This window comes from Parashewanella spongiae (genome assembly GCF_004358345.1).
Taxonomy (GTDB): domain Bacteria; phylum Pseudomonadota; class Gammaproteobacteria; order Enterobacterales; family Shewanellaceae; genus Parashewanella; species Parashewanella spongiae.
In genome coordinates, this window is sequence record NZ_CP037952.1 from 4484720 (window position 1) to 4507017 (window position 22298).

At 39.8% G+C, this 22298-nt stretch carries 18 protein-coding genes; 2 read left to right on the forward strand and 16 right to left on the reverse strand.

The annotated features are described in order from the left end of the window. Positions 1 to 4: 4 nt before the first annotated feature. From E2I05_RS17825 to E2I05_RS17880, 12 genes are all read right to left on the reverse strand, one after another. Positions 5 to 727, reverse strand: coding sequence for a cytochrome c1 (locus E2I05_RS17825; protein ID WP_121852123.1), 723 nt, complete (start codon positions 725 to 727; stop codon positions 5 to 7). After that, the gene (locus tag E2I05_RS17830; protein WP_121852124.1) at positions 727 to 1941 is read right to left on the reverse strand and encodes a cytochrome b; all 1215 of its coding nucleotides are present in this window, start codon (positions 1939 to 1941) and stop codon (positions 727 to 729) included. The genes E2I05_RS17825 and E2I05_RS17830 overlap by 1 nt, the downstream gene beginning before the upstream one ends. Continuing rightward, positions 1941 to 2537: a ubiquinol-cytochrome c reductase iron-sulfur subunit gene (petA, locus tag E2I05_RS17835; protein WP_121852125.1), complete on the reverse strand. Its 597-nt coding sequence runs from the start codon at positions 2535 to 2537 to the stop codon at positions 1941 to 1943. The genes E2I05_RS17830 and petA overlap by 1 nt, the downstream gene beginning before the upstream one ends. A 319-nt stretch (positions 2538 to 2856) precedes the next feature. Then, on the reverse strand, positions 2857 to 3747 hold the full coding sequence (gene hflC, locus E2I05_RS17840; protein WP_121852126.1) for a protease modulator HflC: 891 nt from the start codon (positions 3745 to 3747) through the stop codon (positions 2857 to 2859). A gap of 2 nt (positions 3748 to 3749) precedes the next feature. Next, complete coding sequence (hflK, locus tag E2I05_RS17845) at positions 3750 to 4925, reverse strand: FtsH protease activity modulator HflK (protein WP_121852127.1); 1176 nt, start codon at positions 4923 to 4925, stop codon at positions 3750 to 3752. Positions 4926 to 4959: 34 nt separating this feature from the next. Next, entirely contained in the window at positions 4960 to 6267 is a 1308-nt protein-coding gene (gene hflX, locus E2I05_RS17850; RefSeq protein ID WP_121852128.1) for a ribosome rescue GTPase HflX, read from the reverse strand. Between the two features lie 17 nt (positions 6268 to 6284). Then, positions 6285 to 6554 carry an RNA chaperone Hfq gene (gene hfq / locus E2I05_RS17855; RefSeq protein WP_121852129.1) on the reverse strand — a complete coding sequence of 90 codons (270 nt, stop codon included), beginning with the start codon at positions 6552 to 6554 and terminating at the stop codon, positions 6285 to 6287. A gap of 86 nt (positions 6555 to 6640) precedes the next feature. Continuing rightward, positions 6641 to 7537: a tRNA (adenosine(37)-N6)-dimethylallyltransferase MiaA gene (gene miaA, locus E2I05_RS17860; RefSeq protein WP_283105855.1), complete on the reverse strand. Its 897-nt coding sequence runs from the start codon at positions 7535 to 7537 to the stop codon at positions 6641 to 6643. A gap of 26 nt (positions 7538 to 7563) precedes the next feature. Further along, complete coding sequence (gene mutL / locus E2I05_RS17865) at positions 7564 to 9381, reverse strand: DNA mismatch repair endonuclease MutL (protein ID WP_121852131.1); 1818 nt, start codon at positions 9379 to 9381, stop codon at positions 7564 to 7566. 25 nt (positions 9382 to 9406) lie between these two features. Further along, positions 9407 to 10717, reverse strand: a complete 1311-nt coding sequence (locus E2I05_RS17870) for an N-acetylmuramoyl-L-alanine amidase (RefSeq protein ID WP_121852132.1) — start codon at positions 10715 to 10717, stop codon at positions 9407 to 9409. A gap of 14 nt (positions 10718 to 10731) precedes the next feature. Next, the gene (gene tsaE, locus E2I05_RS17875) at positions 10732 to 11190 is read right to left on the reverse strand and encodes a tRNA (adenosine(37)-N6)-threonylcarbamoyltransferase complex ATPase subunit type 1 TsaE (RefSeq protein ID WP_121852133.1); all 459 of its coding nucleotides are present in this window, start codon (positions 11188 to 11190) and stop codon (positions 10732 to 10734) included. Between the two features lie 123 nt (positions 11191 to 11313). Then, the gene (locus tag E2I05_RS17880; protein WP_121852134.1) at positions 11314 to 12843 is read right to left on the reverse strand and encodes an MFS transporter; all 1530 of its coding nucleotides are present in this window, start codon (positions 12841 to 12843) and stop codon (positions 11314 to 11316) included. A 786-nt stretch (positions 12844 to 13629) separates the two neighbouring features. On the opposite strand from E2I05_RS17880, the gene E2I05_RS17885 reads away from it, so the two are divergent. After that, complete coding sequence (locus E2I05_RS17885; RefSeq protein ID WP_121852135.1) at positions 13630 to 14781, forward strand: ankyrin repeat domain-containing protein; 1152 nt, start codon at positions 13630 to 13632, stop codon at positions 14779 to 14781. A 396-nt stretch (positions 14782 to 15177) separates the two neighbouring features. Here the strand turns inward: E2I05_RS17885 and E2I05_RS17890 are convergent, their stop codons facing one another. Both E2I05_RS17890 and E2I05_RS17895 read right to left on the reverse strand, forming a co-directional pair. Then, positions 15178 to 15915, reverse strand: a complete 738-nt coding sequence (locus E2I05_RS17890) for a DUF481 domain-containing protein (RefSeq protein WP_121852159.1) — start codon at positions 15913 to 15915, stop codon at positions 15178 to 15180. A gap of 872 nt (positions 15916 to 16787) precedes the next feature. After that, positions 16788 to 18869 (reverse strand): hypothetical protein, encoded by a 2082-nt coding sequence (locus E2I05_RS17895; protein WP_121852136.1) that lies wholly within the window; start codon positions 18867 to 18869, stop codon positions 16788 to 16790. A gap of 393 nt (positions 18870 to 19262) precedes the next feature. Between E2I05_RS17895 and E2I05_RS17900 the strand changes: the two genes are divergently transcribed. Beyond that, positions 19263 to 19850 carry a hypothetical protein gene (locus E2I05_RS17900; RefSeq protein WP_133309782.1) on the forward strand — a complete coding sequence of 196 codons (588 nt, stop codon included), beginning with the start codon at positions 19263 to 19265 and terminating at the stop codon, positions 19848 to 19850. Between the two features lie 46 nt (positions 19851 to 19896). On the opposite strand, the gene fba is transcribed toward E2I05_RS17900, so the two are convergent. Together fba and E2I05_RS17910 are read right to left on the reverse strand one after the other, a co-directional pair. Continuing rightward, positions 19897 to 20961 (reverse strand): class II fructose-bisphosphate aldolase, encoded by a 1065-nt coding sequence (gene fba, locus E2I05_RS17905; RefSeq protein WP_121852138.1) that lies wholly within the window; start codon positions 20959 to 20961, stop codon positions 19897 to 19899. Between the two features lie 139 nt (positions 20962 to 21100). Beyond that, positions 21101 to 22276, reverse strand: a complete 1176-nt coding sequence (locus E2I05_RS17910; RefSeq protein WP_121852139.1) for a phosphoglycerate kinase — start codon at positions 22274 to 22276, stop codon at positions 21101 to 21103. Positions 22277 to 22298 lie beyond the last annotated feature (22 nt).

Below are 22298 nucleotides of genomic sequence, written 5' to 3' on the forward strand. Positions count from 1 at the left end.
AGGGTTAGTGTACATCTCTCCAATATTCTTTCTTCAAGAAATAAGAAATTATGAAGAAGATAAACAAGAATCCAAGTACATACCAACCAAGTGATTCACGCTCTAAACGTACAGGGTCACCCGAATACACTAGGAAACCTGTGATATCACGAACAGTTTGATCGTACTCTTCAGCAGATAATGTTCCGCCTTTTGCCTCAGTTAACTTACAAGTTTTATGGCCTTGTTCGTCTTCTGAGCATACCTGTTCTTGAATGCCTTGCAGTTCTTGCATCACATGTGGCATACCAACGGATGGGAAAATTGAATTATTCACACCAAATGGGCGGCTTGTATCTTTATAGAAGCCTTTCAAATAAGTGTACAACCAATCTTCACCACGTACGCGAGCAGCAAGTGTTAAATCTGGTGGCGTTGCACCAAACCATTTAGCCGCTTCTTTTTGAGGAATTGAATTTGTCATCAACTCCCCTACTTTAGCGCCATTGTGAATATACTTGGTGCGCATATCGTCTAATGAAATACCTAGATCAGTCGCTACACGCTCATAACGCTGATATTTAGTACTGTGACAACCAGAGCAATACTTTTGAAACGAATCTAAGCCACGTTCAAGTGATGCTTTATCCGTAAGATCAATATTGGCTTGTTCAAGATGTACATTCCCGCCTGCGGCCATAGCCATTGTCGGCAGTAATGTCACCAATGCAATGATTAATTTCTTCATTAGTGGGTTAACCTCGCAGGAACTGGCTTAGTTTTCTCATTCTTACTGTATAACCATAGGAAGAAGAAGAAAGCAAAGTAAGCTAAAGTAAAGAATCTCGCAACGTTAGTTAGTACTGGAGTAGCAGGAACAGCGCCTAGGTAACCCAATACAACAAATGCCACACTAAACTGAGCAATGTTCAACTTGTGTATCATACTACGGTAGCGAACAGACTTAACTTTACAGCGATCTAACCAAGGCAATACAAACAGCACAGCAATCGACAAGCCCATCATCACAACGCCCATCAACTTATCGGGAACCGCACGCAAAATTGCGTAGAAAGGTGTGAAATACCAAACTGGAGCGATATGCTCAGGCGTTTTAAGCGGGTTAGCAGGCTCAAAATTTGGTTTTTCAAGGAAATAACCATGTCCATCAGGCATAAAGAACAACACATAACAGAACACAATTAAGAAACCAGCAGTACCCATGATGTCTTTAACAGTATAATAAGGGTGGAAAGGAATACCATCAACAGGCCATCCGTTTTCATCTTTATTCTGCTTAATTTCGATTCCATCAGGGTTATTTGAACCAACTTCATGCAGAGCAATCAAATGCAAAAATACAAGTACAACAAGAACCAGCGGCAACGCAATTACATGTAACGCGAAGAAGCGGTTCAAAGTAGCACCAGAAATTACATAGTCGCCACGGATCCACAAAGTGATGTCATCACCAATAACAGGGATTGCACCGAATAGAGAAATAATTACTTGAGCGCCCCAGTATGACATTTGTCCCCAAGGTAATAGGTAGCCCATAAAGGCTTCAGCCATCAATACCAAGAAAATCAACATACCAAACAACCACAACAGCTCACGTGGTTTTTGATAAGAGCCATATAATACGCCGCGGAACATATGCAAATAAACAACCACAAAGAAGGCTGACGCCCCAGTTGAATGCATATAACGCAATAGCCAACCGTAATCTACATCACGCATGATGTATTCTACAGAAGCAAATGCGCCTTCAGAGGTTGGTACATAGTTCATCGTCAACCAAATACCCGTTAGTAGCTGATTGACCAACACTAACAAGGCTAACGAACCGAAAAAATACCAAAAATTAAAATTGGTTGGCGTTGGATACTGCCCTACGTGACGGTTATATGTCGCGGTCATAGGGATACGAGCATCAATCCAACCTTGTAGATTCTTCAACATTACACTGCTCCCTTATCGACACCGATTCGGACAAGGCCTTCATCGATATAATGATGTGGAGGAATGACTAAGTTTAATGGTGCAGGTACACCTTGGAATACTCGACCTGCCATATCAAACGTAGAACCGTGACAAGGACAAAAGAATCCAGAGTCAACACCTTTTACTTCTACATGATCACTAAACGTGTCTGGTAAATAGGTCGGTGAACAACCTAAATGCGTACAAATACCAACAGCTATCAAAAATTCAGGCTTAATTGAACGGCCAATATTTTTTGCATAGTCTGGTTGTTGATCTTCTTCAGAATTTGGATCACGTAACTGATCATTGAGGCTAGGAAGCTGATCGAGTACTTTTTCAGTACGACGAACAACCCAAACAGGTTTTCCGCGCCATTCAACGCGAATTAACTGACCTGGCTCTACTTTACTTATATTTACTTCAACCGGTGCACCTGCAGCTTTCGCTTTGGCACTCGGATTCCATGACTTGATGAAAGGAACCGCTACAGCGACGGCACCAGCACCACCAACTACGGCGGTTGCGGCTGTCAGGAATCTGCGACGTCCGGTATCGACTGGCGCATTGCTCATCCACTTATCTCCCAGAGGGTGTTGGAATTTTTGTAATTCAAAGACATAAATCTTTGATTGTCACCAAAGTGTGACATTTAATACTAAGACGGGGGTTATTATAGCTAAAAATTTGAAACAGATCATAGTGAAAACACATAACTAACTTAAGGATATTCGTAGTTTTCTTAATTCAGAACAATTTTTTGCCTCAAGAAGACTAAAAACTGTCAAAACTACAAATATAATCTGTTTAAAATACAAAAAAACCCAGAATCATCTGGGCTTTTTTACAGTTAAAACCTGAGCCGTTAAATTTAACGAACAGTACTCACCTAACTTATTTTTTCAATGAGCCTTTCATATAACGGAAAAACTCATTATCCGGTGACAACACCATCACATCAGATTGTCCTGAGAAACTCTGACGATATGCTTCGAGACTGCGCAAGAAACTGTAAAATTCAGGGTCTTTCTTATAAGCGTCACCGTAAATCTTGGCAGCGGTTGCATCACCTTCACCACGAGCTACTAGAGAACGACGTTTTGCATCTGCAATTTGTACTGTAACACTACCATCAATCGTTGCACGAATGATTTCAGACTGTTCTTTACCTTGTGCTCGATGCTCTTTAGCTACAGCTTGACGATCAGCACGCATCCGCTTGTAAATACTGCTACTCACATTATTAGGCAAATTAATTTGCTTAACACGAACATCAACGACTTCAATACCAAGATCCTTGGCACTTTCGATGGCATTTCTCAATGCGTCACTTTGTAGCTCATCACGACTGCCTGATACAATATCTTTAATCGTACGCAGGCCAAACTCTGAGCGTAAGTCGTTATTTACTTTGCGTTGCAGCAAAGATTCAGCAATAGCTTTAGTTCCACGGTTCGTAGACAAAAAATACCGTTCAAAATCATTAATGCGCCATTTTACATAAGAGTCGACCATTAAGTCTTTTTTCTCTGATGTCACAAAACGATCCGCATCACTGTCAAGGGTTTGAATACGAGCATCCAACCAGCTTACTTTGTCAATGAACGGCATCTTAAAATGAAGACCCGGAGCAAACACACGCGTTTGCTGTTGGCCATCAATATCCATTTTTAATACCGCACCGAATCTTGCGACGATAGCACGCTCACCTTCATCAACTTTAAATAACGCTGATAAACCAAGAGCAAACAGTAGTGCGAAGATAATTACACCTGTTTTATTCATCATTATCTCCTACCTTCACGTACACGTTCTTCCCGAGAAAGCCTACCAGTCATCGGAATCCCGCTATTACTAGAGTGAGTCACTGATGGTTGATGGTCTGATGAAGACGGCATCATAGCTTTTGTATTACTCATAGCCGGTGTATTTGACATTAACTTATCTAGTGGTAAATACATCAGATTGTTACTGTTCTTATTATCAACCAAGACTTTATTCGATCCAGCAAGCACTTCTTCCATCGTTTCGATATATAAGCGATCACGGGTCACTTTTGGCGCTGAGTGATACTCAGGTAGCAGCTTTTCAAAACGAGCGACTTTACCTTTTGCTTCAAGAACAACTCGTTGCTTGTATGCTTCAGCCTGCTTCAAGATACGTTCAACTTGACCACGAGCTCGTGGTGCAACTTGACGCGCATAAGCTTTCGCTTCAAGAATCGAACGTTGTTCGTCTTCTTGAGCTGCAATTGCATCATCGAATGCATCCTTCACTTCCTCAGGCGGACGTGCAGGCAATAAATTGACATCTTCAATTTTTAAACCAAGTTTGTACGGTGTAAGTATGCGCTTAATTTCTTCAGTAGTCGCTTGACGTATACCTTCACGCCCTGTGGTCAATATATCATCCATTTTGTTATGTCCAATGACATAACGAAGGGCACTGTCAGTCGCCTCACGTAAACTCGCATTCGCATCAACAGCACTGAATAAATAGAGGTAAGGATCGGCTATTTTATACTGTACTTCAAGTTCAACTTTCACCATGTTTTCATCTGCAGTAAGCATACTTCCAGAAGATGAAATTGAACTAACATTTTCAACGTTAACAGGATAAACTTCATCGACAAATGTTGCTTTCCAATGAATGCCAGGATCAGCTAATCCCACATATTCACCAAATCGCAAAACAACACCTTTTTCAGCCTGTTTTACAGTGTAAACACCTGATAATGCCCACACAATAAGTGCAATCACAACAAAAATACTAATGGCTACGCCACCAAAACTGGAACCTTTACCAGATCCAGATCCAGAACCAGAGCCTTTGCCTTTACCGCCAAACCGTTTCGTGAGATCTGAAAAGATTTCATCTAAACCTGGTGGTCCCTTATCGTTGCCATTACGGCCTTTGTTTCCCCAAGGATCTTTATCCTTGTTACCGGGCTCATTCCAAGCCATCTAGTACTCCATAACAGAATGAAATAAAAAATATTTAGCAAACTACTGTATCAGTGGTTTGTTCAATAATAAAGTTTTCCAATTCGCCTTCGCTTTGTTTCAACAAGCGATTCCAGTTAGAAACCGGCAATCGAACTGAAAAAATACAGTTTCCAACTTCGTCATACTCTTGATCTTTTAATACTTCAAGTTGATAAAATTGGCTAATATAATGCCCTGATGTTGCAGGTATTTTTAGCTTATATTCAGCAATTTCTTGTCCAACGAGTGCTTCAATCGCTTTTAAAAGTAAATCGAATCCAATCCGTTTTTGCGCCGATAACCACACTCTCGAGGGTAAACCTTCATCGTTATAATCGATTCTCGGCTGCACATCATCTAACAAATCTATTTTGTTACAAACAATGAGCTGAGGGATTTCATCCGCATCAATCTCTTTTAACACATTTCGTACTTGTTCGAAATTATCACCCATATTTTCGTCAGCGCAATCGACAACATGCAGCAGCAACTGTGCTTGCCTAGTTTCTTGCAGTGTCGATTTAAATGCGGCGACTAAATCATGAGGTAAATGACGAATAAAGCCCACAGTGTCAGCCAAAATGACACTATTGTCGAATAAATCCAATTTTCTTAGGGTTGGATCTAATGTCGCAAACAATTGATCAGCGACATAAACCTCAGAACTGGTGAGCGAATTAAATAATGTCGATTTTCCAGCATTGGTATAGCCAACTAAAGAAACCGTCGATAAATCACCACGGTGTCTGGCTCGACGACTTTGATCACGCTGTTTATCCACTTTCTCTAAACGACGATTGATGGCTTTTATACGACCACGAAGTAATCGTCGATCCGTTTCAAGCTGTGTTTCACCTGGACCGCGCATGCCAATCCCGCCTTTTTGACGTTCAAGGTGAGTCCAACCACGGATCAAACGTGTAGACATGTGCTTAAGTTGAGCCAACTCGACTTGCAGTTTACCTTCATGAGTTCGTGCTCGTTGGGCAAAAATGTCAAGGATCAAGGTGGTACGATCGAGCACACGACATTGACACACCATTTCAAGATTACGTTCTTGGGCGGGTGTCAGTGCGTGATTAAATATAACAACATTGGCCTCTGTTCCTGCAACCATAGCAGCCAATTCATCAGCTTTGCCAGAACCAACAAAGTACTTTCGGTCTGGTGCTTTTCTGCTGCCAGTAATAGTACCTACAGCATGTGCACCTGCAGACTCTACCAATAACTGCAGTTCAGTAATATCTTCCCGACGATCTTCATCTGCAAAGTCAATATGGACAAGAACTGCTTTTTCGCCTGCCTCATAACGATCAAACAAGAAGCATACCTCTCAAATTATACGTTGCTTTCACCAGAGTCGGCTTCAGCATTTGCTGGAGTCGATGAGGTTGGATTTACATTGAATGGGCGTGCTGGTACGACAGTAGAAATAGCATGCTTATAAACCATCTGACTGACGGTATTTTTCAATAAAATAACAAACTGATCAAAAGACTCAACCTGACCTTGCAGTTTGATACCATTAACCAAATAAATAGATACTGGAACGCGCTCACGACGTAGTGCGTTCAAAAATGGGTCTTGTAAAGATTGCCCCTTAGCCATTTTAATTTCCTTTTTAATTTATATAAAAATCAATCTACTACGTTAAGTAAAATTAACAACAGTATGATACTACAAAGGTGAATTGGCTAACTCAGGTGCTGTGCCACTTGGACAACATTCCCTTCAGCACTACTTTCTAACCAACTTACTTCTTTCCAACTACGTAACCATGTTAATTGACGCTTTGCCAATTGCCTAGTAGCAGCAACGACTTTTTCAACCATTTCATTATAGTCATATTCTCCGTCAAGGTGTTGCCAACATTGACGATAACCTACACATCGCATTGAGGGGAGGTTAATATGTAAATCACTACGTTGTTTTAATTTAGCAACTTCTTCAACAAAGCCTTGCTCTACCATAAGGTTAAAGCGCTTTTCGATTAAGCTGTGCAACACTTTTCGTTCACTTGGCGCAATAGCAAATTGCACAAACTGATAGGGTAAAGCTTCAGCTTTCACTTGCGTGAGTTCAGTTAAACTTTTACCGCTGATACGAAACACTTCAAGCGCTCTTGAAAGCCGCTGAGGATCATTAGGATGAATTCGCTCTGCTGACACAGGATCTATTTCCCGTAATTTATCATGCATGGCTAACCAACCTAATTTTTCAGCCTCTTGTAATACTTGATCCCTAATTTCTGGCACTGTATTGGGCAATGGCGACAAACCATCAATTAGAGCTTTAAAATACAACATGGTTCCGCCCACTAACAAAGGCGTTTTACCTCGTTCAATAATCTCTTCAATAGCCAATATCGCATCACGGCGAAAATCCGCTGCGGAATAACTCTCCGCGGGGTCAAGTATATCAATTAACTGATGTGGCGCTTTTTTTAATTCTTCTGCTGTCGGCTTAGCCGTCCCAATATCCATTCCTTTGTATATCAACGCTGAATCGACAGAAACAATTTCACAGTTATAGTTTTCAGCCAATTCCATCGCTAAGGACGTTTTTCCTGAAGCTGTAGGCCCCATTAACATCAATACTTCTGGGTATCCGTTTTTACTCACACAACATCTCTCATATTCTGTTCATCTACCCAGCGCTGCCAAGGAAGCGTTATTGCAAATTTAAGCAATGACTCTTTCTTAACGTCTTCAAGCTCACAATATTCCTGCCAGACTTGTGGTGCCGAAATAAACCCACTTAAACTCTGCTCTGTGACCCAAGCTGCTAATTCATCTTCGGTTGGATCTTGATGCTCTATCCATTGAAGCAATGAAGGAATAACCTTTGCAAGCTGGCAATCTCTTAGATATGAGGGCACTTTTTTAATTATCAACTGTTGAAGCTTAATTGTTATCTCAAGTCCGATTTGTTTCAATAATACTTTCTTCTCATTCAACACATCTTTCCACTGGGATTGAACCGTCACAGATACTGGCATTAATAACGGCTGCGGTAAAAGACCAGTAGCAATTTTCTCTTTAACTTTTTTTTCAGTTGTAAATAGCGCTACCTTTTTGACTGACAACAACTTTATAGATTCACTGTCAGTTATGACCCAATACTCTCCCTGCAACAATGTCGGCATCGTGGCAACAGCTACAGTGTTAGATTCATTTACTTCGCTATTGGTTGCAGACAACAATTCGGCGTAATTTTTGACTGCATTAGCATTAATCGACTCTCTTGGCTGAAAATCTCTGCTTGCACCACGACTTACGACATTACTTCTATAATCGGAATTCGAATAACTTGGTTGCTGTTCAGAAAAAACTGGTGCTGGTGCTGAAGTTGAAAATGGATCTTGGCCACTGCCGCTCTCATGTGTGTCATTATTTTCGACGAATTCATCATCGAAAACTGATGAAAGTCCATCCCCTTGCGGCAATTGCGATAACGCCGATTGTAATGCTTGTAAGATAAAATCGTGCACATAGCGACTTTGATGAAATCTTACTTCATGTTTGGCTGGGTGAACATTTACATCAACTTGATGAGGATCTAGATCTAACATCAACACATAATTTGGCTGTTCTTGATCGGATAACTCTGAAAAAGCTTGCCTTACTGCATGATTAACTAATCGATCTCGAACCAATCGACCGTTGACATAAAAATAGTGTGTATTGAGCGTGATACTTGGCTGGTAGGGTGATTGCAAGTACCCAGTTAACTTTAACCCATCATGTTCGCAGTTAATTTGAATAGCTTGTTCGGCAAAGTTTTTATTGCTGATCTGTGCCAACCGTTGTAAATATTGAGCTTGAGTGTTAGCAGGGCGGTAATTTCGTACCATTTTCCCATTGTGCTGCAAGGTAAAATGAATATCGCGTCGTACGATAGCGATACGCTTGAGCCATTCGTCAATGTGAGTAAATTCAGTTTTATCGCTTTTTAAAAAACGTCTTCTGGCTGGCGTATTAAAAAATAAGTCCACCGCCTCAATCGTTGTCCCGATAGGATGAGCGGCTGGGATCACCTTAACCGCCATTTGCGAACCTTCTGCGTAAGCCTGCCAAGCTTCCGTTTGAAATTCTGTTCGTGATGTAATCGTTAATCGAGAAACAGAGCTAATACTTGCCAGCGCCTCTCCTCGAAAACCAAAGCTCATAATAGCTTCTAAATCATCTAGCGTAGTCACTTTTGAGGTAGCATGTCGCGCTAAAGCAAGTGACAAAGACTCTTTATCAATGCCGGAGCCATTATCACGCACCCGAATTAATTTGGCGCCGCCTTTATCTATTTCTATATCGACTCGAGTTGCACCAGCATCTAGGCAATTTTCTACTAACTCTTTCACAACAGAAGCAGGTCGTTCAACCACTTCCCCTGCTGCAATTTGGTTTGCCAATTGTGGAGGCAAGATTTGAATAGACATATTGATTACCTGTAAAAGATTCGCGCTAACGAGTAGGGATTTTAAGCGTCTGACCGAGACGAACAACATTGGACTTAAGGTTATTCACTTTTTTAATGCTGCTTACTGATACTTGGTACCGCTTAGCAATTTTAGATAACGAATCACCACGAACCACTTTATGTTTCATATTCTTTTGATTAGCCAGCAAAGTATCACTTGGTGCGTGTTGTTTAAAGTATTTCAACACCCCTTTATGCAGGGCTTTAGCTAATTTTTTTTGGTGACTACTAGAACGAAGCAGTTTCTCTTCTCTTGGATTTGAAATGAACCCTGTCTCAACCAATATCGATGGAATATCAGGCGATTTAAGTACGCCAAAATTGCCTGATTCAGGATGTTTTTTATGTAATTTGGTAACCTTCCCAACTTCTGAAACCAGTTGTGATGCAATGGTATGGCTTAGAGCCATAGATTTATCCGAAACCATATCAATTAAGGTCATAGCAAGATATTGTTCACTATCATTACCTTGGATAATACCACCAGCTCCACCGAGCAGTTCGGAGTGGCGCTCTTTTTGTTCTAACCAACGACCCATTTCTGATTTCGCACGGCCTTTAGATAACACCCAGACTGAAGCACCTCGGGGTTGCGGCGAGGTAAAAGCATCGGCGTGAATCGATATTAACAAATCGACTTTCTTTTTCCTTGCTAACTCGCTACGGCGGTTAATATTAACAAAATAATCACCTTTTCGAGTCATGTATGCCGTCATGCCTGGTGTAGCATCAATTAATTTTTTTAATCGATTAGCAATTTCGAAAACAACTTTTTTTTCAAAAGTGCCAGCAGGGCCAATAGAGCCGGGATCGTCACCACCGTGTCCTGCATCAATAGCGACAATGATATTACGCAGTTTACGGGTGGGCTGCTTCACGATATGAGATTTTGATTTGGCTAAAGGCTCAATATCAACAACAAGCCGATGACCATATGGGGCTGTTGGTGGCAATGAAAACAATTTTGATTTAACCGCTTGATTTAAATCTAAGACGATGCGAGCAGTGCTTTTTTTGGGCGATTTACTGAGTCTGATCCTTTTAAGCAATTTACTGCTATTTTTTATCTTTTTTAAATCAACTTTTAATTTCGTGTTTTCTAAATCAACAACCAAACGATTAGGCTTCGATAAAGTAAAGTGCTTGTATTTAACTTTAGTACCCAAATCAAGCACGATTCGAGTAGACTCAGGTGCAGCCCATACTCGAATACCCTTTAAAGTATTTGCCGCTATAACTTGCAGTGGCAGTAAGAATAATAAAGCAATACTCAATAATCGTGTCATTTGGTTCATAAAGATTCAGTTACTTATTTTATTTTTTCTATCAACTGCTTACCTTGACAAGAATTCGCTTGCATAACAAGTTCACGTCCATGATTAACATAATTTATTTCAATATTTATATCGGCATCAGCAAGTAAACCATAACCTCTATCTGGCCACTCGATAATACAAATGCTATCTTTTGAAAAATAGTCTCGAATCCCCATGTATTCCAATTCTTCTGGATCAAGCAATCTATACAAGTCAAAATGAAACACTTGCATATTGGCAAGTTCGTAGGGTTCAACAATGGTATATGTTGGGCTTTTTACTGCACCAACATGTCCTAGTGCTTGAATTAATCCACGTGAAAAAGTCGTTTTTCCTGCCCCGAGTTCACCAGAAAGATACATAGTAAAAGGAGGAGTAAGATACTGAGCAATCTTACAGCCTAACTTAACGGTGGCAGCTTCATCGATTAAAGAGAATGTGTGTTTTTGCATGATTTGATAACTACTGAATACACGTAAATAAATTATACCGAAAAAAAAGCTGAAACCATCAATGACTTCAGCGATTAATCACTATTTTTTGCAATAATTTTTGTAAAACTACTAAGGTACGCTCTAAACCGTTTGGCTACGCTGTAAATTTAATAGCCACTTACCATAGATAAAAATACCTACAGCTGAAATGGAGCCTATTGCTGCAATGATGTACCACGCCATGCCAACATTGTGTGTCGCATAGAGATATTGGGTTAATGACTGAGCACTTTCACCTGTATAACTGACTAACGTGGTAAATGCTTCTCCCTGAGGAATCGCTGTTACATCAGTTTGCGACATCCCACGCTCTAAAAGTAGGTCACGAGAAAAAATTTCTTTTGAGGCATACCATTCGTAAAGTTTTGGGCCAAAGTAACCTTCTAATCCCCAACCGATCCCTTGAGGCAACATAACAAACCCTAAATACATGGCTTTTTTCCCCTCTGGGGCAATATTGCCCATGAACTCTCCCTTTTTAGGGCTGATCATCATTTCACCGAGAGAAAAAGTCGCAATCGCCAACGCCATAATCCAAGCCGCATTAGTTGCTCCAATCAACAAGAAAGCAACAATACTCAATATGCAACCAGAAAGCATGGCACTTGTAACACGATATTTTGCGGTTAAGGCCGCGACTAAAAAGCAGGTAGTCATGATCAATGCGGCATTAATATTGATCATACCTTCAGGCAAAATTCGAGTCCCTTCAAAATCCATAGCCAGCAATTTTTGCCAGAACACACTCGGAGTTTCACCGCCAAACAAACTCGTCACAAGTACACTCGTATCAACCCACTCAGAAATATGAATAGGAAGTACATCAAAAAGTGAGTTAAACAAAAACCAAAATCCAGAAAACACCAACATGTAGTAGATTACAATTGGCTTTTTTAATTCTTGCCACGCGTCTTTCCACAATACTTGTTGTTTAATTTCACCGCTTTTAATTTGTGCTTTACGCGCTAAACGTGCTTCTTTACCTGGCTCTTTATAAGCCAACAGAAAAACAAAGTTAATTGAAATGATAGCTGCACAAGTATAGAAGACATTTTCCCAAGCTAGCTGACGCATATGAGCCGCTACAATAGGGCCAATAAAACCGCCAACATTTACGATTTGATAAAAAATACCCCACGCCATTGAGGTATTATTACGATTAGTAGACAGTACCATAGTCCCTTGAATACCCGGCTTAAAGATACCTGTACCACCCGCCAAAAGCATTGCACCAATTAAGAACCCCCAAAATGATGGGAAGAACGCCATCACCAAATAAGCGCCAATTTTAATGACTGTAGAAGCGAAAATGGTTTCTTTGTAACCGACTCGGTCTGATATACCACCAGTAAACACAGGAACAAAAGTTTGCGTTATCGCAAACCAAAACATGATCACACCGTAATCGCCTAAACTAATCCCAAGACCACCTTCGGAGGTAGGCGCTTGAGCATATAAAGAGGCGGTTGTTTTTACACCATAATATGAAACACGTTCGACGAGCTCCATACCACCGACAAGCCAGAAAACATAGCTTAAACTGGCAATGGAAGCCCACATGCCTAACTGTTTGACTTCTCGCAGATCATTTCCCAACTCGGGGTTACTCATATCCTGCTCCTTTGTTATTTTTTATCATCCACAGCTTTGAGCAACTAAAAACACACATATTATGATTAGATACTTAATTTATTATCAGTAAATGAATTTCTTCAAAGGGGATACTTTACCTAATTTGTAGCAAAAGGCCAAAACTGAATAGTCAAAATCAAAGTTAAAAAATACAAACCCAAAACGATTACCACTTTAAAAACAAGGAAATAAATAACAATGATGAACCTAAATAAATCGGTTGAACGCACAATTTGACTTTAATCTAATGAAGTTAAATACAGAATTAAACAACTCAAATTAATCCATTAGGTGAGTGCTGAACATTCATATATTTGCCAAAATCACCGCTCGCTGCGTTATAAATTTTACAAGTAGAAACGAAGTAACGACAGTTTTATATGTCGGTAACCACTACTTGCTGCTATTCATGCCTTGCTATCAATAATTTTTTCTGCGTATATGAACGCTCCCAACCGATTTATTTACCGTGAAAATAGCCGATAACACCTATTCCCAAGCCTGTTAGTGAAAGCATAAAAGCTAAAAATCACTTCGCCTTTAGCTTAGGTTGGAAATAATCTTCAAATCTCAGCGAATACAATTTTCATGGTGTAGGGTGATAGAAAAATAGTAGCCAAAGTAAACGCATATGACATCTATGCCTATCATGAACGTTTAGGATGAAAAACAGAATACCTTAGCAAGAATAAATACTAGTGCCTGCAAAATATACACTGTAGACTTATAAGTAATTGGATAAATTCAAGTTTGAGGTGCACAGTCATGGCCCTTACTTCAACACCTGCATCAGAGTCAGTACCAATAACCCTATTCTGTTACTCTGAAAAATTAATTTCGATTAGCGCTGACAGTAAAACTCTAACAAAGTTAACCGCCAGCCACTCCCAAAAATCAGTAGTGCATTTCAAATTTGTAAATAAAGAGGGAGTAGTTTCAAATTCAAGAAAATATTGTGTTTCTTGTGAACAACGTGCTAAAGGTATCGACTTAAAATGGGTTGCTAAACCGTTAAGCATAATCGTAGAAGACTTTCATTCAGAGAATGAAAAATTAGCCATAAAATATTTTGTAAATCGACTTAATGGTAAAAACTATTGGAATTTTTACAACGAAATATTACAAAGCCGATGTGAAGCTGTCCGATCATTTCTTGAAGATGGTATCAATTTAAACCTCCACACTAATGAGGTTATTTACCCAGTAGACAAGTACGCATTTCCAATGAAAACGCGTTTTAAGTTATTTTCAGAGACTGAGTTTTTATTTGGAAACCCAGATCAGTCTGTATTTAATATCCAGTCTTCCCAAACAGCCCTTCATTTAGCGGTCATGACTGGCTCAACTGAAATATCTAAACTGTTAGTCACACATGGCGCGCCCATAAACGCCCAAAACCGACACGGGAACACACCGTTAATCGGAGCAATTTTATGTGCTCACGAAGAAATGGCACTCTTTTTTATTGAACAAGGGTGTGATGTTGATATAAAAAACAGCTCAAAATGCCTTGCTTTAGGGCATGCAATCAAGAAAAAGCTCATAAAGGTGGTAAAAGCCATCGCCCCGAAAACAAAGCATATTAATGAGCCCTCATCTAAGTCTGGTTCTTTTTTAGCCCTAGCCGCCAGCCTAGGATACAAAGAAATTGTGTCTATTCTTCTTGAGAATGGTGCCAATCCAAGTCATGAATCAAACAGCCTGCTTCCTGTTCACTTCGCGGTGCTAAACAAGCACTTAAATACAGCGAAACTTATGATCAGTCAAATACGAACCAGAAAAGAGTTTGATGACTTGGAATTCGAGCAAATGGGGAGGCAATCATTAACTTCATTAATAAAATCAGAAGTTCCAGCTCAGTATCAAGAAGAGTTGATGGTTCTTTTGCGAAATAAGCTGGCAACCTTACCTAATTAAACTGAGCTCGGCGTTAGCAAACCTCAGGTTAATTTCTCACTCGTTTTGCATTGTAACCTATTTGACCAGTATGCCGACTTCGACGTTTAACCTAAAATCATCAGTTGAACGCTGAGTATATGAGTAACTGCTTGAGCAATATGATGAAATTTATCATCATGGCTTTCACCCAATGAGTGAAGTGCTCTACGCTCACAAGCTTGCTAAAATAACTGCTATCTGCGTTGTAACTTTTGCAAGTAGAATAACTACTTGCTGCAAGCTACGCCTTTCTATCAGACATTTTTTCTACGCTTGAGAACGCAGTCAACTGATGTTTCTAGGTTTAACCGTCTTTAAAAATTGTCGGACAGTTATTAATTCGCCCCAAGGGGCTAAGAATTAAAACCGAAGTGATTAAAAAGAATAAAGTAGTGTGAGCGTGGTTTCTGTATCTGTGCTTTTGATATCGTCGAGTGGCTTATTGTTATAGCGTACTACCACTGCAAACTTCATTGCCAAAGAATCGATGACTTTAGCAGTTATCGACGATTCAGAGCGCACATCAAGTCGATCACCAAGATCAACAATAAATTTTTGTTGGAATTTAGAACTTTCACTTAGACTTGCTTGATAATCAACGACACTATGCAGCACCATGTTGCTTTCTTTGCTGCTTCCTGATTCTAAGGCTTGCTCTGCCGTATACTTGTCGTAAATGTAACCAGGACCAACTTCAGCACGTAAAAAACTATGTTCATCATCAAAAAATTTATGACCATAGCCTATAGCTGCAGTAATGCGATAATCAAAACCACGAAATTCATCAACTTCATAACTGCCATTTGCAAAAACGTAGTTATCTTCATTAAACATATAGTTACCTTGAGCGCCGGCTTGATAACGTTTCGCAGTAACGGAATTATCATCTTCTTTATAAAGCCCTTCAATAATGTATTCGTTTTCCCAATCACCCAGCTTATGTTTCAAGTCTAACTTAGCCTTAACCGATGAGGTTTTGGTGTTACCTGTTGTTAATGTTGCCCCAACTTCAGCATCACCACCTAAGGTCTTATCACTTTCAACAGATTCATTGCCAGCGAAAACAGATGAAGACAAAAAAAACAATACATAACAAGCGAATAACGGTTTCATTTGCTTTATACCCATAATAATTGCACATTTCGCACAGCTTAAATTTTCAGCAAAAAATGTCAATTATTATTTAATAATTTTCCCTCAAATATTTTAAAAACTAACCTTTAGGGAGCTATCGATTTAGAAAGTACCAATCTTTGTCATACCAGCGAAGATAATTGGCTGGCATCCAGTGACTTTTATAGAAAAAGTAAAGGTACTAGGGGCTGTTGATCTTTCGTGATTGTTTTTGCAGCGATAAATTGGTTATTTTATGCAAGGCAGAGTTTGTGAGGTTTGGTTATTATCCACATACAAAACTGTCGTTACTTCGTTTTCAAATAAGAAAACGATAACGCAGCACCTTTTATTTAGAAAGAGCGACCAATTTACGCTCTCTCTTTTTTCGATGCTTTTGAGCATTCACTGTTCTGTGTTGTGTCCAGCTCACTTAGATGGCTAAGAATCACTGCTCACGCCTTGAACCTAAAAACATCAATTGAACGCTGAGTATACGAGTAACTGTTTGAGCAATACGATGATTTTATTATCATTTTTTTCACCCAATGAGTGAAGTGCTCTACGCTCACAAGCTTGCTAAAATGACTGCTATCTGCGTTGTAACTTTTGCAAGTAGAATAACTACTTACTGCAAGCTACGTCTTACTATCAGCCATTTTTTCTACGCTTGTGAACGCAGTCAACTGATGTTTCTAGGTTGAACAGATAAATGCTCAAATAGCACAAAATTTAATCCTGAAAGATCAACAGACCTAAGACTACCGACATACAAAACTGTCGTCATTTCGTTTCCGGCCTGCGCTGGAGTGACGAGAACTCATCAGTATACTTTCTTCCGCAACTTTCCTTAGTCGTCTTTCAAGCGCAATTTATTTTGGCAAGCGTTCAGTAAGTAAGCTCAATTTATACTCTCTTAATATACCGTTTGATATATTGTTAAACACTGCTGTTTTATACTGTCTATTAAAGGCTACGTAGATTCTTGACTTAATTTGCTCTTTTCCTTCTGTAGATATCGTAAACGTCTCTTTATCAGCCCTTTCAATTATCCAACCTTTGATTTGTGACCGCTGTTCTTCTGTTAACTCATTAAACAGTTTATTAGCCAATGCAGCGCTACCTGAATGTAACAATTCCTTATTTGATGAAGTCACATGAGCAGAATTTGATCGAACTGCCACTTTCGACTTTTTAGTTTTAGGCAAACCAGTAATCTTTGGGTCACTTCGTTTTGACTCGATCTTCTTACCGGATATATGGCCCCTGTTGGCAACTAAGTCATTTCTTTTTGACGCTACTGATCTTGGTTCTGGTTCCAGTGTATGAGGTTTATTTCGCTTAGCCACGACAAGTAAACCTGATAATCCGCCAGATTGAGGCAGGCTCCCTGTATCAGAATCAGTATCAGTATCGGTTTCACCCTCAGATATCGAGGTACATTCAGAAAATTGATTTGACGTTAGACTCTTTGGATGTAAAGTTGTAAACATTGGATTTTGTGACTCAGCGACAACTGCAAGTAGCTCTAAAGGGTTACAAGGTAATTCGGGAGTCCTAATATATTCTGCATTATCTTCTACTGCTTGGTTACCTTGCATTGGTGACATCGCTAATGCAGAAGAACTTAAAGATGAAGAAAGTATTTCAGGTGGTGGCTGAGGTGACGATGACCACAGATAAAGTGGTTTCCCTTTAAAATTTAAATCAACACTCGGATTTGTCCAAGTATTTTGAATCTCTTTTTTTATTTGCGTTTGAACTGGTAAAGGAATTTTATAAAGCTTTTTAATACGTTGATTTTCTAAGCGTTGCCTCTTGGTTGTTAAGTGAGTAACTTCCACTGCATCGGAAGTTCTTTGGCTTCCAGCACAGGGATACAAAGCGCTCTTTATTATTGGTGTTTGATGCATGGGAGGAGTCATATCTATAAGTGGTGGTGGTAGTGGTAGTTGTTGTTCTTTTGGAAAGTTTTTTGGTGAATAATAGGTTATGTTATTTCGTTCTAGATTTACTTCTGCTTTTGCCTGCGTTTGAAGTACTGCCCTTGGGACACTCTTTGCACAAACCGGTAGTCGCACAGATTTGTATGTACTTCCCCATAACCCTTTAACGCATAGGCCTCTTTGGTGTTGAAGATGTCTTTTAGGGGCTGAATTAACCGATAGCGCTCTATCACTAGGTGAAATTATTGGTGTTGAAGAATAAGCTAGTGTCATAGATGAGGTGCTTGCTTCACTCAATGGCAGCGAATTCAATGGAGGAGAATCATCACTCGACTGTGGAGGAGTGATAAAAGTTGCAGCAGTACCTTCATTAAATTTTTGCACACTTGCAGACATAGCCACTTTATTTTTATCAAAGCGTTTAATTTTTTGCTCAAGATCTTGTTTAGTCTTTTTCAATTCGGTTTCTTTCATTAGCGCTTGACGTTTAACAGCTTCGTTTTCTTTTATTTCTCGTGCCACTACTCGTCTTTGTTTCGATAGTTCTTCTAGTTGACGCTTATCTTGCTCTTCATTTTTTTGTCCTAAAAGCTGAACAGCACTTTGTAGTAGCTCAGGCTTAGTATTCGGTAAAAATACGATTAATGTTTCATCATCGGCTTCATTCGCGCCTAATTGTTGAAAACTAACCACATGATGTGTGAGCCCACGCTTCATTGTACTGCTTAAGCCGAATTCAAATTTATTTATATTGTTTGACACTAACAAGTTATTTAGATCTTCAACACTGTTTTTTGCGTTGTCTGAATCACTAATAAAGTTGATTTGCCAAACCTTCGTCATTAAGTCAGCTAACAATATTTCTGATTTTATGTCCAAAATTGTTTTTAAAAATAAAGCAACTGAAGCATAGTCTTCTGAGGTTACTAGTGATGCATTTTTAATACTGGCTGCTTCAGTTGTTTGATAAGATTGCCTGTAAGTAGATACTGAAGCCGCAGATAACATCCAAACTCCCACATATAAAAATTTGATTAACCAGCATCAAATTAAGTTGAATAAACTTCATTTATTAATTTAATTTCAGCTAATGTTTTCAAGAACAGAATTCAGGATGATAACGAGTAAATCAAAATAGTTTAACAACATAAAGTAGGTTTAATATTTGCTTAATCTGTAATTAAAAATTACAAGTTTTGCAAACTGAGCAATAACTATTATGCAATCAAAACCATCGCTTATATTCATATTAACTTTCGCCGTAATGTCTCATATTTTACTCATTTATCTTTCGTTAACTTATACCAATTCGTATATATATTAAGCCATCCTAAGATTGAATTAAGTGATTAAAAAAGATTAGTCTTAGTTTTTATTTTTCTATTATATTAGGCACTGATTATGATCTCAGCTGCTAGCACAACCTTTGCTTCTACATCAGTTAGAATAGTGAATGCTTCCCCGAAAGCTCTATCAACCTCCATGAGTATTCAATCCTCAAGAAAAAATTTTAAAGTCCAGTCAGGCGGGAAAAATGGAGGTTCTGGATCTGTTCAGTCTATTAAGCAAGGAGAGAAGATCAGTTCTGCTTCAGCAGCATCATCACCCAAAATTCGTCAACATTTTGCAGCCTTTAATCAACATGGGGACACTTACCCTTCCCATAGATATCTTCTGCAATGTAACAGCTCTGGCACACGATTAGTTATCAGGCAACAATCAGCCTCTGAATCAAGTCAAGAAAATAAGGAATGGCATCTAGAACCGGCTCTTTCAACAGCTTTAAGAAAAACAGCAACTCATGCAAGCCAACTATATACGATTCAAACGTCCGACTCTTTGAATGATATGAATCAATATGTATTTTGCATAAGTGGTGATGGTAACACGGTAATTATCAGAGATGCTGATGAAACAGGAACACTTTTAACGAAAGACACGGAATCAAAGGCCAACATTTTGGATGATGACTATAGTCAAAATACATAAAAAAAGCCCGCAAGTCAGCGGGCGATATATTATCAAAAATCGAGCATTAATTAATCTTTGGATCGAGCTCGCCTGCTTGATAAGACTTGTACATAGCTTGCAAAGATTTTGGCTTTATTTTAGACCCCATGCCCGCACAACCAAATGCTTCGTAGCGTGTAGTACAAATATCTGCCATAGCTTCCATTGATGCTTTTAAGAACTTACGCGGATCAAATTCGCTTGGATTTTCAGCTAAGAATTTACGTACCGCCCCCGTTGACGCTAAACGTAAATCCGTATCGATGTTTACTTTACGCACACCATGTTTGATACCTTCTACGATCTCTTCAAGGGGGACACCGTAAGTTTCAGGGATCGCCCCGCCATACTGATTGATGATTTGCAGCCATTCTTGCGGCACTGAAGATGAACCGTGCATCACTAAATGCGTGTTAGGAATACGCGCGTGAATTTCTTTAATTCGGTCAATACGAAGTACATCACCGGTAGGTTTACGGCTGAACTTATAAGCACCATGACTGGTACCGATTGCAATCGCAAGCGCATCAACATGAGTGTCAGAAACAAAACGCGCCGCTTCTTCAGGAGTAGTAAGCATTTGATCCATGCTTAATGTGCCTTCTGCTCCAATGCCGTCTTCTTCACCCGCTTGGCCAGTTTCTAGGCTACCTAAACAGCCGATTTCACCTTCAACTGAAACACCACAAGCATGAGCAAACGCCACTGTGCGGCGAGTTACATCAACATTGTAATCATAAGATGCTGGCGTCTTACCATCGGCCATTAATGAGCCATCCATCATTACTGAAGACATACCGAGCTGAATCGAACGCTGACAAATATCAGGATCTGTCCCGTGATCTTGATGAATACATACCGGAATATCTGGGTACTGCTCAAGCGCTGCGGCCATCAAATACTTCAAAAATTGTGGACGAGCATATTTTCGAGCACCCGCTGAAGCTTGAACAATTACCGGACTGTCCGTTGCTTCTGCTGCTTGCATAATTGCACGCATTTGCTCAAGGTTATTCACGTTGAATGCCGGTACACCATAATCATGTTCTGCTGCATGATCTAGCATCTGACGCAATGAGATTAAAGCCATTTTCTTGCTCCGTTTGTAGGGTAATGTGTGAACACTTTATAGTGTGTTCACATTAAAGTTTGATGTCTTTTTTTAACGCTCTCTAACCTAAACTAGAGAGCTGTAATGTTGTTTTTATTGTGAATTTTTATAAAAAAATTTACGCGCCGCGTTGTTCTAACATCGTAACCGCCGGTAGTTCTTTTCCTTCAAGAAACTCTAAGAAAGCACCGCCACCCGTAGAGATATAGGACACTTTGTCAGCAATATTATATTTATCAACGGCCGCTAATGTATCGCCACCACCAGCAATGGAAAACGCTTCTGAATCAGCAATCGCCTGTGCGATACGCTTGGTGCCTTCGCCAAATTGGTCAAACTCGAATACGCCAACTGGGCCGTTCCATACGATAGTGCCAGCTTTCTTTAAAATTTCAGCTAACGCTTCCGCGCTGTCTGGGCCAATATCAAAAATCATGTCTTCGTCAGCAACATCAGCCACATTTTTTAGTGTTGCGCTAGCCGTAGGACTAAACTCACCGGCAACAACAACATCCGTTGGTACGGGAATATCTCCGCCACGACTTTGAGCGTTATTGACCAGACGAGTCGCCTCTTCAACTAAATCAGCTTCATATAATGATTTACCGACATTATGACCTGCTGCCGCAATAAAGGTATTGGCAATACCGCCGCCCACAACAAGTTGATCAACTTTAGTGGATAAGCTTTCTAGCACAGTCAATTTAGTTGATACTTTAGAACCACCAACGATTGCCACCATTGGGCGATCAGGATTATCTAATGCTTTACCTAATGCGTCTAACTCACCCACTAATAATGGGCCTGCACAGGCAACAGGGGCATGTAAGCCAACACCATGAGTAGACGCTTGCGCGCGGTGAGCCGTACCAAAGGCATCCATCACATAAACATCACACAGTGCAGCCATTCTCTTGGCGAGTGCTTGGTCATTTTTCTTTTCACCCACGTTGAAACGCACGTTTTCGAAAACTACCACTTCACCTTGCTTAGTTTCAACACCATCGAGATAATCTGAAGCTAAAGTTACACTGCAATCTAAAGCATCATTGAGATAATCAACCACTGGTTGCATCGAAAACTCAGCATTAAACTCACCTTCTGTCGGGCGACCTAAATGTGACATAACCATCACAGCTGCGCCTTTTTCTAGTGCGAGATTAATCGTCGGTAATGCAGCACGCAGGCGAGCATCACTGGTCACTTTGCCATCGGCAATTGGCACATTTAAATCTTCACGGATCAATACGCGCTTACCTTGCAAATCGAGATCCGACATACGAATAATGGTCATTTGTTATTTTCCTACTTTAATC